The following is a 12,283-nucleotide window of genomic DNA, read 5'->3' on the forward strand; positions in this document are numbered from 1 at the left end:
ACACGTGGGTCCAGTGGGGTGGACGGAAACGCCAGGTCAGCGGGAGGCGGCTCGGGTCATCCCCGAGCTCTCAGGGGCAAAGAGGGAATGGCCCGGCCCGCATCCCAAGAAATCCTTCGAGTGCCGCGTGGCTCCACTCCAACATCCGGCAAGTTGGAAGGAGTGGAGTCCTCACAGCGCACAGGCGCTCGCCCGGCTCACACATCCCAGTGACGTCTCAGCCCAGCGACTTCATGAGCCGCTCCAGGAGCGGGTCCACGAGTTCCTGCCCGCGCAGCTGCGAACGCCAGCGGTGCGGAATCCCGTTCAGGCCGTGGATGAGACCCGCGATGCCGCCCGCCACGCAGGCGGTCGTGTCCGTGTCGTGGCCCAGCCGGATGGCGGATTTGACGACCTCTTCGTAGGTCTTCCCGTTCGCCACGCAAGCGCGGGCGGAGCGCAGGCAGTCCACGACGTAGCCGCCGCCCGTCCCCGGTGCCGGGTCGTCCGGGCGGATGTGGGCTTCCAACTCCTCCCGTTGCGGGAAGCCTTCCACGTACAGGTCCCGGAAGGTGGCCACGGCTTCGGCCCAGGGGTCCGCCGCGCCCTCCAGGATGCGGCGGGCCCAGAGGCAATACAGCGCGCAGCACACCTGGGCGCGCACATGGCCATGTGTCACGCGAGACTGGGCCATGGCATCCGAGACGAGCGCGGCGTCCTTGCCCTTGTGCCACAGGGCCAATGGCAACACACGCATCAGTGAGCCATTGCCGTTGTCCATCGTGCCACTGGGACCCGCGAGCATCGCCGGAGTGCCGTCGCGCAACCGGCGCAGGGCGGTGCTGGTCTGGATGCCCACGTCGAACACGTCGCCATCCACGGCGAGGTAACCCCAATCCTGCCAGTTCACCAGCCGCCGGCCCAGGTCCTCGCAGTCGAGCCGCTTCTGATACGTCAGTGAGTCCAGCAGGCACAGCGCGTGGGCACCGTCATCCGACCAGGTGCCCGGAGGGACGCGGTCATGCGCGCGGTCGAACCCCGGAGGTGGGTCGTACTCGATGGCCTCGGGAGACGGAATCGTCTCCGGCCGGTGGAACTCATAGGGGACGCCCAACGCATCACCGATGAGCAACCCATACAGTCCTCCCCCAATGCGCTCCTCGCGGTTCATCATTCCCCCATCTCCCAGGTCCGTGGGCCGAGCTTAGTGTATCGAAAACACCATCCTTGTAAAGGCTGAAGGCTCGCGCGCCGTCCACGGTTCATGCGAAGCTCTCGCGCCCTTCTTTCTCGGGCCTGGCTTCCCCATCCTCACGAGAGGCGCTCCGGATGCGTCGGCTCCCCCTGCTGCTTGTCCTTGGCTTGTCTGTCCTGACCGCCTGCTCCACCGTGGAGCCCGAGGCGCCGGATGAGCCCGAGATGTTTGGCGAAACCTCGCGGGCGCAGTCCTCGCTGGTGCAACAGGATTACCACTTCGAGTTGAGGTGGGACGGCGCGGCGAAGTGCCCCACGTGCCAGTACCCGTCCTACGCCTGCTCGGACAACACCGGAAACTGGAACGGAGGGGCCCGGAGCTTCACGGATCCCGTCAAGACCGGTTGGATCGTGATTTCCGCCGACGTGGAACTCTTCGGCCGTGGCTACGACGGCGGACTCACGACCGTCCTGCTGAACAGCCAGGAACTGGGGGCCTTCAGCATGCCCCCGAATCCCTACCGGGTGTGCGGTGGCTGCTATACGCCGGAAGTCGGCTTCAAGGCGCCCGACTCCACGGGGATGCCCGGCTATCGCTACGGCAACACCAATACCCTCACGCTGCGTTCGGAGCGGACCAACTGCTTCGCCGCCGCCCGGATCCGCCTGAGGACAGGGCGGCCCCTGCTCAAGGTCAATCCATCGAGTCTGTCCTTCGGCTCGATCGCGGTGGGCACGTCCGCCTCCCAGAAGGTGAGGCTGAGCAACGAGGGCGCCGTCCCGCTGATCATCGACGCCATGTCGCTTCCCCTCCCCTTCAAGCTGACACCGGTGTCCCTGCCCTTCACACTCAAGGAAGGCGCGTTCCTGGACGTGACCGTCACATACGCGCCCACGGCCGACCGCGTGGACTCCGGAATCCTGAGCCTGCTGAGCAGCGACCCCGACAAGGGCTCCCTGCCGATCAAGCTCGAGGGGACGGGCGGCGCCCCGAAGCTCGAGCTCGCGCCGGCCGCGCTCGACTTCGGCGCCGTGCGCGTGGGCACGAGCAGCAGCCTGCTCCTCCAGGTGAAGAACGTGGGGAGCCTACCGCTCACGATTCCCGCCGTGCTGACACAGGCTCCCTTCACCGTGAGCGGCCTGCCTCCGGGGGGCAGCGTGGTGCAGCCAGGGACGGTCCTCCCGCTCACGGTGACCTTCACGGCGACGGCGGGAGTGTCGTCCCTGCCGATGTACATCCAGGCCCAGGGGTCCGCCACGCCGCTCGCGGAGGTCTCTCTGCATGGCACGGGCATCGAACCCGCCATCGTCGTGGCGGCGACCTCGCTGGACTTCGGTGTGCACACCGCGGGGGTCGACCCTGTTCGCAAGACGCTGGCGGTCAGCAACAGCGGCCTGGACGACCTCATCCTCACCGCCTTCGACGTCGAGGCGCCGTTCACGGTGGAGTCCGGCCTTCCGCTGACGATCCAGGCCCGGGAGCAGGCGAGCCTGACGGTGACCTACGCCCCGGGGGCGGGCCGCGCCGCGAAGGACCTCATCCTGCGGAGCAATGATCCGCGCACCCCCGCCGTGAAGGTGGCGCTCACCGGCACGGGCGTGGAGGTCCCCGCGCTCAAGGTCACCGCGTCCGATGGCGGCACGGCGCTGGAGTTCGGCTCGCGCGAGGTCAGCTCCGTGAGCGCGCCCCAGACGTTGACGCTCAAGAACGAGGGGGCCGGGACGCTCGTGGTGGAGCCCATCCAGCCGCCCACGGGCTTCGCCGTGACCCCCGCGGGCCGGTTCAGCCTGGCCCCCGGTGCCACGACCCAGGTCCAGGTGACCTTCGAGCCTCCGCATATCGCCCAGTTCGCGCAGGAGCTGATGCTGAGCGCGGACGGCCCGGGTGGCTCCTCCCAGACCGTGCTGCTCAGCGGACAAGGCGTCGAAGGAAAGCTGACCGCCACTCCCTCGGCGCTGTCCTTCGCGCGGACGGAAGTGGGGAACAACAGCAAGGCGGTGCAGGTGACGATCGTCAATTCGGGGACGGACACGCTCACCCTCAGCACCATCGCGGTGGCGGGGCCGTTCTCGGTGGTGCTTCCGGAGCTGCCGAAGGAGCTCACGCCGCGCGACGCCTTCACCATGGAGGTCACCTTCATCCCGGTCGAGGACGGCGCCGCGACCGGCGTGCTCCGTGTGTTCTCGAACGCGCCGTCGTCTCCCACGGTGGTGAAGCTGGACGGAGAGGGGCTCCAGGCCGTCGGCCGGATGGCGAGCGACGTGATGGAGTTCGGCGGCCAGCGGTTGGGGGGCCTGAGCCCGCCCCGGGAGCTCACGCTGTTCAACATGGGGAGCGAGTCGCTGAACGTGACGGCGGTGAACGTGAGCGGCCCGTTCCAGGTTTCAGGGCTCAACGTGGGCACCAGCGTGCCGCCGCTCGGAAACCGCACGTTCCAGGTCAGCTACAAGCCCACCGAGACCACCGCGGAGAACGGCGTGCTGGAGGTCCAGAGCAACGCGCCGCGCGCCGCCCAGGTGACGCTGCGGGGCACGGGGACCACTGCCTCGATGGAAACCTCCGTGACGGCGCTGACCTTCGGTTCCCAGTTCCTCGGGGAGGCCTCGCAGCGCGTCGTGGAGTTGCGCAACACCGGCACGAGCCCTGTCACCATCACGGGACTGGATCCGGTGGACGGGTTCTCCCTGTCGGGGCTCCCGTTGCCCCATGTCGTGGGGCCCGGCACCAGCCATCCCTTCTACGTCGTCTTCGAGCCGCCGCGGCCGGGCGATTACGCAGGGTCGCTTGCGGTGCGGCACGATGCGTCCTCCACGCCGCTGACGATCACGGTGCAGGGGTCCGGCGTGGCGCAGGGGCTGACGGTGACGCCCGGAGCCATCGTGTTCGGCAACCAGCGGGTGGACGCCACCAGCCAGCCCCTTTCGTTGGAGCTCGTCAACACGGGCAACGTGCCCGTCACCGTGGAGGTGAAGTCCTCCGATGCCGCGTTCCGCGTGGACACGAGCGCGGTGAGCGGTGCCATCGCGGCCGGTGGCCGAGCCTCCATCCCGGTGACGTTCCATCCGACGCGCACGGGCACGGTGCGCGGCGAGGTCCGCGTAGTGCCGAGCGGTGGCGGACTGGGCCCCACGGTCGTTCCCGTGGAGGGGATTGGCGAGGCCGTCACCGTGGAGGGCAGCGGCTGCGCGGTGGGCGGGAGCGGCGGGGTCTGGGTGCTGGCGGCGTGGATGCTGGCCAGGCGAAGGGCCCGTCGCGGTCAGCAGGCCCGCTAGGCCCCCGGGCCCGGTACTGCCAAAACCTGTCCGACTGTCGGACAGGGTTCCGCGGGCCACGGCTGTCCGACTGTCGGACAGGTTTCCGCAGGGTGCCTCCGCCGGGGAGGCCCTCCTGGACTCAGGGGGGAGGAGGCGCGGGGACGGTGCGGGCCGACGTGGGCTCGCCCAGGATCAGCAGCAGCTCCGCGCGGCGGTTCTCGCCCCGGCCCGCCGACGTTCCGTTGGAGCCCGCGGGCCGGCGCGCACCGAGGCCCCGGGCTTCCAAGCGGTGAGCTGGAACGCCCTTTCGCACCAGGTAGTCGCGCACCGCCTCCGCGCGAGCCAGGGACAGGCGCTGGTTGGATGCGGACGACCCCTCCGCATCCGTGTGCCCTTCGATGACGACGCGCTCCACTTCGGGATGCTCCAGCAGCACCCGCGCGACCTGATCCAGGACGCGCGAGCGGCCCGGCAGCGTCGTCGCGCCGACCTCGAAGAAGACCTGGCCATGGAGGACGAGGCGCTCGCGGGTCAGGGAGACGAGCGAGTCACCCGTCTCCGGGCAGCCGCCGTGCTCTCGGGTTCCCCGCTCGTGGATGCAGGCGTCCAACACATCCACGACACCGTCACCATCCGAGTCGGTCTCGGAGACCGGCTCGTCCTTGGCGGGCTCGGGAGGTGGAGGTTCGGAAGGCGTGGGTTCGGGTTCGAGCTGTGGCTCGGCAGGGGCACGCGGGAGCCCCTGGACCAGCTCGTAGACGATGTCCTCCGGGGGCGGAGGTGGCGGCTTGTCGAAGAGAAGCGCGAAGCCCGCGAGCACCCGGTATCGGGGCGCCCCCGGCTCCGCGCCCAGGCCCGCCCCACCCAACGCGAAGAACTCCCAGGGCCGGGCCGGTGCGTATCGCAGGCCGCCCAGCAGCTCTCCGCTGGTGCGCTGCTGCCGCCACGAGTACGCGCCGAGCGCCGACACCTCCGCGCGCAGGGCGTACCCTACGGTCAGCCCCACCCCGGCCCTCAGCTCGTTGCCCACGCCGTTGAGGCTGTCCACGCCGGAGTCCGTCGAAACGGCGCGACGCAGGAGCACGCCCACTTCCAGCGCCGGAGCCACGGGCCCCCAGCGCTTGCCCATCATGATCCGTCCCTGTCCACGGACGCCCTGATCACGCGCGAGTGCGCCCGAACCACCCACCGGCAACCGCACGTCCAGGTCGAGCGCCAGATGGAAGGCCTCGGGAGCGGTGGTCCCCAGCAGCCCCAGTCGGGCCGCGAGCCGCGGCGCCCCCAGCCCGCTGCGTGACGGCGGGGAGATGGACAGCACGGTGCTCACGTCCGCGCCGCTCTGATGGATGACGCCAGGGAGCTGGGCCTGAAGCTCCAGCCAGGGCAGCACGCCGACGGCCAGCGACACCACGCCGGTGGTCCGGGACAGGACGAGTGGGTATTCGTCCGGCCCGTTACGGACCGTCAGCGATCTCCGCTGGTAGTGCGCCAGCAGGGAGATGCGCAGCGCGCCGGGCGCCAGCAGCTCCCCGCTCCCCATCGTCAGGGGCCCCAGGCCCGGGTTCGGGTCCAGGCGCTCCAGGGAGAACGTGGGCAGGGGCGTGGCGTCCTGGGCACGCGCGGGGGTTGCGAGCAGCAGCAGTCCCAGCGCGGCCCCGCCACGTACGCATCGGTGCAAGGCCGGACCCATGCGCGCATCATCCGTCAGGACCCGCCCGGGGCGAAGGAGAATGGCGGTTAGTACTACTTGATCAGATGCGTGACGGTCCTCGAGGAGGAGCGCGAGCGCCGAGTCTGCGGAGGCACAGCGGACAATGGCCGAGGCGGCGCAGCAGCAGATGCTGGAGCCGCCGGCGCACCTGGGGCAGCGTCCAAGGAATCCTCCTCCGGGGGGGAAAGCGCTCGACGGAGCGCGAGGAATCCATGGGCCACCATGCAGAGCGTGGCGTGGTGGTGAAAGCCTCTCCATGTGCGGCCCTCAAAGTGGTCCAGGCCGACTTCGCCCTTCATCTCCTGGTAGTCCCGCTCCACTCGCCAGCGCAGCTTCGCCAGGGTGACGAGGCGTTTGAGAGGCGTGTCGGACGGTAATGATGAGAGATAGAACTTCGTCGGCGCGGCTTCCCCCTGCGGCCATTCACACAGCAGCCATTCGGGAGCACCTGGCGCCTTGCGGATGACGTGGCCTTCGGCGACCTGGATTCGCACCGCGGCGAAGGTGGAAGACTGCGTGCCGCGACTGCCCTCGCGCCAGCTGACCCGGCGGTACTCTTCTTCGGGCAACTGACGCGCAAGCTCTTCAATCGTCCAGGGTTGCACGCCGCTGTCGTCGACGAAGCGCGTCCGGGGACGCCCGTTCTCACCCGCCTTCTTCACTGGACGATGCGGCGTAGCTCCTGGCGGCCACACCTTGTGCTGCCCTGGCACTGCGACGAGGTACGGCAGTCCTCGCGCCGTCAGGCCCTCACGAAACTCTCGGCAGTTGCCATACCCCGCATCCGCCAGCACGACGTGCTTGCGCACGCCCCACTTCAGCGCGTCGTCCACCTGCTCCAGCGCCAGTTCCCACTTGCGTGACGCGCCCACCGCCTCGGGGACGCTGGCCGCCTTGCGCCGGGCCGTGTCCTTCACCCACTCCTCGGGCAGGTACAGCCGCATGCCGATGCACCCGCTTCCCCGAGGCCCGGCCAGATGCAGGCTGACGGCCACCTGGCAGTTGTCCGTGCGCCCCAGCGTGCCTGAGTACTGCCGGGCGACTCCCACCGAGTGCTTTCCTTTCTTCGGAAAGCCCGTGTCGTCCACCACCAGCGCTTCCAACTCCGGAAGCCGCCGCTCCAACTTCCGCGCCAGTCGCTCCCGGAGGGCCTCGTCGCTCCACGTCCCTTGCGACACGCACTGCTGCAGTCGCTGGCGCATCGCCTCGACTTCGCCCGCGTCCTCCACCAGCCGCGCCGCCATCGGCTCAATGCTCTTGCGCTCCCCGTCCAACAGCAGGCCCGTCACGTAGGCCTCCATGGCGCGCCTGCGCTCCAGCCGCCCCATGCCGGCGACCATCTCCTCAAGGTAGGCGCTCAGCGCCTCGTCCAGCTTGCGCAGCTGTCCCGGTGTCATCCCGACCGTAGATCATGGCAGCCACCTGGATTCAAGTGACCGGGTAGTATTAGACTCCCCTCTCCGCTTGGAGACACGCTCATGCAAATGCAGCCGTCAAAGAAGTCTTGGAGCCTGTTGGTTGGCGCGTTGCTGTTCGCCGGATGCGGCCCCGAAGCCGCGCAGGAGGCATCCCCCGCGGACCAGGCGTCGGCATCAGACCGCCCGGTGCGCGCCATGACTCCGCCCAACAGCTGTGACGAAAGCGTGGATGTCGGCTGGTGTCGCGTCTACAGCGACCGCGTGCCCTGCAACAACGGCATCGAGATGTATGCCATCTGGACACCGGATGGCTGGTGCATCCCGCGCGACGTCTGCAAGTACAGCCAGGGTCCCGAAATTATCTGTCCACAGTGACGATTCCAGTCGCTGCCGATTGTAACTCGGGCCATGGCTTCCAATTCGGATTTCCAAGCTAGACTGATCCAGCGGTCCCTACCCCATCACGGAGGCAGCCATGCAATGGCATTCGTTCGCGAAGTCAGTTGGAATGGCGGTTGGCGCTGCGATGCTTCTCGTCGCCTGCGGGCCTGAAGCAGCGCAGGAAGCACCGTCGGAGACGCAGTCCTCGGAGTCAGGCCGTCCGGTGCACGCCATGGCACCACCGACCAGCTGTGATCCGGACACCGATGTCGGCTGGTGCCGTATTCCCACGGACCGCGTCCGCTGCGCGAATGGCTTCTACATGTATGCCTATTCGACGCCGGACGGCTGGTGCATCCGTTACGACGCCTGCAAGAACCAGGGCGGGCCGTACGTCTGCGGTCTGTAACCCCCAGTGCCCGGCCTCCCTGCCCTCAAGCGGACAGGGAGGTACGGACACGGGCAGTTCTGCCACCCAAAACCAGCCTTCACCATCGAACAGTCAAACAAAATCAACAGCTCATTTTAGATATTTCCCAAGCCACCCCTTGAGCGCCACAAAATCCCTTAAGCTCAACTGATACTGAACCTCTTGCGCAAAACTGACAGCGCCAGGAGTAAACGACGAGGTGGTGGCAAGAATCCCTGCCGTAACTCGCGAATGCTGGACTACCCCATAGAGATTACGGACGATCTCCACACCGACGTGACGGTCCTCAGCATAGCGCTTGCACTCAACATAGTACATAAACGTACCAAATGGCCCCTTGTGAGCAGCCTGAATGTCACGCCCGCCATCTCTCGTCTGCCCTGTAAGCACAACCTCAAATCCCTGATTCACAAGTATCTCAGCCACAACCTGCTCAAACTTCCGAGAACTCAAATCCCTAAGCCGCTCAGGATGCCTAGCCAACCACTCCAACAATTCCTGACTCACCTCGGCAATTTGAATTTGAAACTCAGGTTCCGAAATGAGGGCTGGAGGCGCGCCAATGCGCTGAATGTCGAACCTTCCTGGTTCCAACAGAACGGAGCATTCACCCGTAGTTGAATCAACCCCGCCGACGAACACAGGCCAGATTGGGCGATATACGGAGGGCCTAACTCCAAAGAAAAAAATGAGCGGAGCACCTATATCTCGCGCTCTCGACACAAGCACGCGCTCTCTCTCATTGCCCGACAACTTGTAGCCAAGCGACTTTGGCAGTTCCAGCCTATCTTGTTTGAAGTCCGCGCTTCCGCGAGGCACTGTAGCCCTAAGCGACAGTACGGAACCCTTCATCTGACGAGGCCAAAACACCCCCCTGGTTCTATTCGCAAAAAAAATGCGCTCGCCATTCACCTCAAAACCCTGAGCAATCTGGTCATATGTGACCTCCGGGCCATGGTGCGCAACCAAATTCTCCAGCGCCAAAAATGCCGCTGTACGTATTTTCCAATCAGGATCAATCGCGTTTTCCGCCATGCACACACAATAGCGGTGATGGTGACCAAGGCAAGGGCATTGCCCGTAGACTCCAAGCAACTGGCTCCTCCCCACGGACACACAGAAGAGTCACGGCGAGCCGTGAAGTCCCTCTTGCTCATGAGCGCGACGAAACGACAAACGTCCATGGTGACATTCAGCATAAGGAAAGCACCTGTCGGCCGTGGAACATGGGCAGTCCCATCACGGACACACTGAATCGAACGAGAACCGGGTGCTCGCCATGGCACCATCGACCAATTTTGTTCCAGATGTGGATGTCGGCTGGCGCCGGATTCTCACTGATAGCGTCTACGGCACCAACGGACTCAACACGTATGCCTATTCAAATCCAGCTGGCCGGCACATCCGTTACGCCGCCTGTAAGAACCACGGCGGGCAGTACGTCTGTCCTTTGTCGGCGTCCGCGCACCTGGCCTCCCGGCCCTGACATCGGACAGGGCGGCCGGTCGCACCGAGGGCGTAGCTTGGTGACACATCCACGTGAGCCTCCATTTCTTGCCGCGCCGAAGAGCCGGTGCTATCTGGCGCGCGCATGCGAAGCCCCCTGCTCTGCCTCTCCTCCCTCGTGTTGCTTGGCCCCGCGTGCGCCACGATTCCCACTGTTGAGCGCGATGGCTTCCAGCTCGGAAAACACTCCTGGGAGAATGACGAGCGAGCCATCCGTTCGCAGGCCTCGTTCGCCACGAACTGCCCCTCCGAGCAGCTCGAACTCCAGGTCCTGTCCGTGGCGGGCGACCCGAAGCTTCCCACCGACGCACGCGGTGTCGGCGTGACGGGCTGCGGCCGCAAGACGAGCTGGGTCCGGTTCGCGAACGGCGCCTGGGCCATCAACAGCGACGGAACCAGCGCACCGTAGAGAGCGCGGCGGGCTCCGCCCCGGGCACCTGCATCCGGGGGGCGGACAGCGATTATTTCCCCGCGTGCTGCGCCGCATCCAGCGTGTTCTTCATCAGCATCGCGATCGTCATCGGACACACGCCACCCGGCACCGGCGTGATGAACGACGCGCGCCCCGGCTTCATCCAACAACAATCTTCTCCCGCAGCAACGCCCGGACGTTCTCGATCTGTCGTGGGTCCTCAGCACTCACGAAGACGCTTCGAAGCTTTTCCTCGGGAGGTGTCATGGCGACATCCCGGACAAGCAAGCCGTCACCGCGCCACCAGACAACATCCTGGTCGCTGGCCTCGTGCATTATTTCCATGCCAGCGCGCCCAAGCTCATCCAATGACTGCTCAGACTGAACCCTGATGCTTCTCCGATGCCACCGGGGATTCTTCCGCGCGTCCCATGCGAGAGCAGCATGGTCTTCAAGGCATTTGGCCACGCTGGTGTACGCAAGGTCTTCGTCTTCGAAGATAAAGCCATCCTCACGCATTGACAGATTGATTTGCGAAATCAGGAGATTCCCACACGAAACGTGGAACCTTCCCTGGGTGTCCCGCCAACAACTAGGAGCCACGGGCTTCCCCGTGACGTCTCGTTCCCACAATCCAAGATACACAGTCGTCCCGGGTATCCAGTATTCAAGCCCCCCGAAACGAGAATGGAAATCCAGGAACTGAGAGCACTCCGAGACGCCACGCTCGACAAGCCATGCCCTCACCTGCTCAACGTCAAGGATGGGATCGTGCCGCGTGCCCTCCGAAAGAAGGGCGAACACGCGCTCCGAAAGCCCCTGATGGATTGGCGTCATTGGCGCTGCCCCGCCTCCCTGCCCGAGCATGGGCAGGGGAATCCGGAGTCTCAGCTCACTTCCCCACGCGCTGAGCCGCCTCCAGCGTGTTCTTCATCAGCATCGCGATCGTCATCGGCCCCACCCCACCCGGCACCGGCGTGATGAACGACGCGCGCTCCGCCGCGGCGGCGAACTCCACATCCCCCACCAGCTTCCCATCCGCCTTGCGGTTCATCCCCACGTCAATCACCACCGCGCCGGGCTTGATCCACGCGCCCTTCACCAGCTCCGGCACGCCCACCGCCACCACCAGGATGTCCGCCTGCGCCACCTCCGCCGGCAGGTCGCTCTTGCGGTGGCACACCGTCACCGTCGCGTCCTTCTGCAGCAGCATCAGTGCCTGCGGCTTGCCCACGATGTTGCTGCGGCCCACCACCACCGCGCGCTTGCCGGCCGGATTGCACCCGACCTCTTCCAACAGCCGCATCACGCCATAGGGCGTGCACGCCCGCGTCGCCGGCCTGCCCAGGAGCAGATTGCCCGCGTTCATCGGGTGGAAGCCGTCCGCGTCCTTCTCCGGCTTCACCGCCGCGATGATGGCGTCCGCGTCGATGTGCTTGGGCAACGGTAGCTGCACCAGGATGCCGTGCACCGCCGGATCCTCGTTCAGCTGGTGCACCAACGCCAGGAGCGCGTCCTGGGTGATGGTCTCGTCCGGGTGGTGCTCCCAGGAGTTGAAGCCCACCTCCTCGGCGGCCTTCTTCTTCCCCGTCACATAAATCTTGGACGCCGGGTCCTCACCCACGCGCACCACGGCGAGCCCCGGGGTGATGCCGCGCTCGGCCTTCAGGCGCGTCACCTCCTCCTTGATCTCCGCCCGCACGCGCGCCGCCACTGCCTTGCCGTCAATCAACTGAGCCGTCATGCGACCCACCTTATGCAAGACTGGCCCGGCACAAGGGAGCGAAGCGAAGGCATGGGCGCGGGAAAAGTTCTCGGGGCGATGTTGGGTCTCATGGCCGGCCTCCTCATTGGCGGGCCCTGGGCCATCGTGCTCGCCCTCATCCTGGGCACCGCCCTGGGCCACTACTTCGACGAACAGCACGGCGCTCCCCCGGACTTCCCTGAAATCTTCAGCGACTTCCCCTCCACCTTCGAGCCGCCTCCCAAGCCGGCCC

General features: G+C 66.4%; 10 protein-coding genes and 1 pseudogene. 4 read left to right on the forward strand and 7 right to left on the reverse strand.

The annotated features are described in order from the left end of the window. Window positions 1-217: 217 nt before the first annotated feature. Window positions 218-1,153 carry an ADP-ribosylglycohydrolase family protein gene (locus D7Y11_RS13080; protein WP_121755981.1) on the reverse strand — a complete coding sequence of 312 codons (936 nt, stop codon included), beginning with the start codon at window positions 1,151-1,153 and terminating at the stop codon, window positions 218-220. Window positions 1,154-1,308: 155 nt separating this feature from the next. Between D7Y11_RS13080 and D7Y11_RS13085 the strand changes: the two genes are divergently transcribed. Then, complete coding sequence (locus tag D7Y11_RS13085; RefSeq protein WP_121755982.1) at window positions 1,309-4,446, forward strand: choice-of-anchor D domain-containing protein; 3,138 nt, start codon at window positions 1,309-1,311, stop codon at window positions 4,444-4,446. A gap of 121 nt (window positions 4,447-4,567) precedes the next feature. On the opposite strand, the gene D7Y11_RS13090 is transcribed toward D7Y11_RS13085, so the two are convergent. Both D7Y11_RS13090 and D7Y11_RS13095 read right to left on the reverse strand, forming a co-directional pair. Next, entirely contained in the window at window positions 4,568-6,118 is a 1,551-nt protein-coding gene (locus D7Y11_RS13090; protein WP_126933857.1) for an OmpA family protein, read from the reverse strand. A 53-nt stretch (window positions 6,119-6,171) separates the two neighbouring features. After that, complete coding sequence (locus D7Y11_RS13095) at window positions 6,172-7,536, reverse strand: IS701 family transposase (protein ID WP_121756214.1); 1,365 nt, start codon at window positions 7,534-7,536, stop codon at window positions 6,172-6,174. Between the two features lie 81 nt (window positions 7,537-7,617). On the opposite strand from D7Y11_RS13095, the gene D7Y11_RS13100 reads away from it, so the two are divergent. Next, window positions 7,618-7,932 carry a hypothetical protein gene (locus D7Y11_RS13100; RefSeq protein ID WP_126933858.1) on the forward strand — a complete coding sequence of 105 codons (315 nt, stop codon included), beginning with the start codon at window positions 7,618-7,620 and terminating at the stop codon, window positions 7,930-7,932. Between the two features lie 133 nt (window positions 7,933-8,065). Next, window positions 8,066-8,347: a hypothetical protein gene (locus D7Y11_RS13105; RefSeq protein WP_148139203.1), complete on the forward strand. Its 282-nt coding sequence runs from the start codon at window positions 8,066-8,068 to the stop codon at window positions 8,345-8,347. 111 nt (window positions 8,348-8,458) lie between these two features. On the opposite strand, the gene D7Y11_RS13110 is transcribed toward D7Y11_RS13105, so the two are convergent. Further along, window positions 8,459-9,403: a restriction endonuclease gene (locus tag D7Y11_RS13110; RefSeq protein WP_126933860.1), complete on the reverse strand. Its 945-nt coding sequence runs from the start codon at window positions 9,401-9,403 to the stop codon at window positions 8,459-8,461. Between the two features lie 556 nt (window positions 9,404-9,959). Here D7Y11_RS13110 and D7Y11_RS13115 point away from each other — a divergent pair. Next, window positions 9,960-10,283 (forward strand): hypothetical protein, encoded by a 324-nt coding sequence (locus tag D7Y11_RS13115; RefSeq protein ID WP_120599939.1) that lies wholly within the window; start codon window positions 9,960-9,962, stop codon window positions 10,281-10,283. A 52-nt stretch (window positions 10,284-10,335) separates the two neighbouring features. Here D7Y11_RS13115 and D7Y11_RS13120 read toward each other — a convergent pair. The 3 genes and pseudogenes from D7Y11_RS13120 to folD form a co-directional block, all read right to left on the reverse strand. After that, a pseudogene (locus D7Y11_RS13120) lies at window positions 10,336-10,437 on the reverse strand (bifunctional methylenetetrahydrofolate dehydrogenase/methenyltetrahydrofolate cyclohydrolase); the annotation flags it as partial. 8 nt (window positions 10,438-10,445) lie between these two features. Further along, window positions 10,446-11,153: a hypothetical protein gene (locus tag D7Y11_RS13125; RefSeq protein WP_126933861.1), complete on the reverse strand. Its 708-nt coding sequence runs from the start codon at window positions 11,151-11,153 to the stop codon at window positions 10,446-10,448. Between the two features lie 25 nt (window positions 11,154-11,178). Beyond that, the gene (folD, locus tag D7Y11_RS13130; RefSeq protein WP_121756199.1) at window positions 11,179-12,030 is read right to left on the reverse strand and encodes a bifunctional methylenetetrahydrofolate dehydrogenase/methenyltetrahydrofolate cyclohydrolase FolD; all 852 of its coding nucleotides are present in this window, start codon (window positions 12,028-12,030) and stop codon (window positions 11,179-11,181) included. Window positions 12,031-12,283: the final 253 nt, after the last annotated feature.

This window comes from Corallococcus sp. AB018 (assembly GCF_003986945.1).
In the GTDB taxonomy this organism is placed as follows: Bacteria; Myxococcota; Myxococcia; order Myxococcales; family Myxococcaceae; genus Corallococcus; species Corallococcus exiguus.

Coding starts and splice junctions, on each gene's coding strand:
- D7Y11_RS13125 (WP_126933861.1), bottom strand. CDS start 11,153: ATGCTCGGGCAGGGAGGCGGGGCAGCGCCAATGACGCCAATCCATCAG.
- D7Y11_RS13080 (WP_121755981.1), bottom strand. CDS start 1,153: ATGATGAACCGCGAGGAGCGCATTGGGGGAGGACTGTATGGGTTGCTC.
- D7Y11_RS13090 (WP_126933857.1), bottom strand. CDS start 6,118: ATGGGTCCGGCCTTGCACCGATGCGTACGTGGCGGGGCCGCGCTGGGA.
- D7Y11_RS13095 (WP_121756214.1), bottom strand. CDS start 7,536: ATGACACCGGGACAGCTGCGCAAGCTGGACGAGGCGCTGAGCGCCTAC.
- D7Y11_RS13115 (WP_120599939.1), top strand. CDS start 9,960: ATGCGAAGCCCCCTGCTCTGCCTCTCCTCCCTCGTGTTGCTTGGCCCC.
- folD (WP_121756199.1), bottom strand. CDS start 12,030: ATGACGGCTCAGTTGATTGACGGCAAGGCAGTGGCGGCGCGCGTGCGG.
- D7Y11_RS13085 (WP_121755982.1), top strand. CDS start 1,309: ATGCGTCGGCTCCCCCTGCTGCTTGTCCTTGGCTTGTCTGTCCTGACC.
- D7Y11_RS13105 (WP_148139203.1), top strand. CDS start 8,066: ATGGCGGTTGGCGCTGCGATGCTTCTCGTCGCCTGCGGGCCTGAAGCA.
- D7Y11_RS13110 (WP_126933860.1), bottom strand. CDS start 9,403: ATGGCGGAAAACGCGATTGATCCTGATTGGAAAATACGTACAGCGGCA.
- D7Y11_RS13100 (WP_126933858.1), top strand. CDS start 7,618: ATGCAAATGCAGCCGTCAAAGAAGTCTTGGAGCCTGTTGGTTGGCGCG.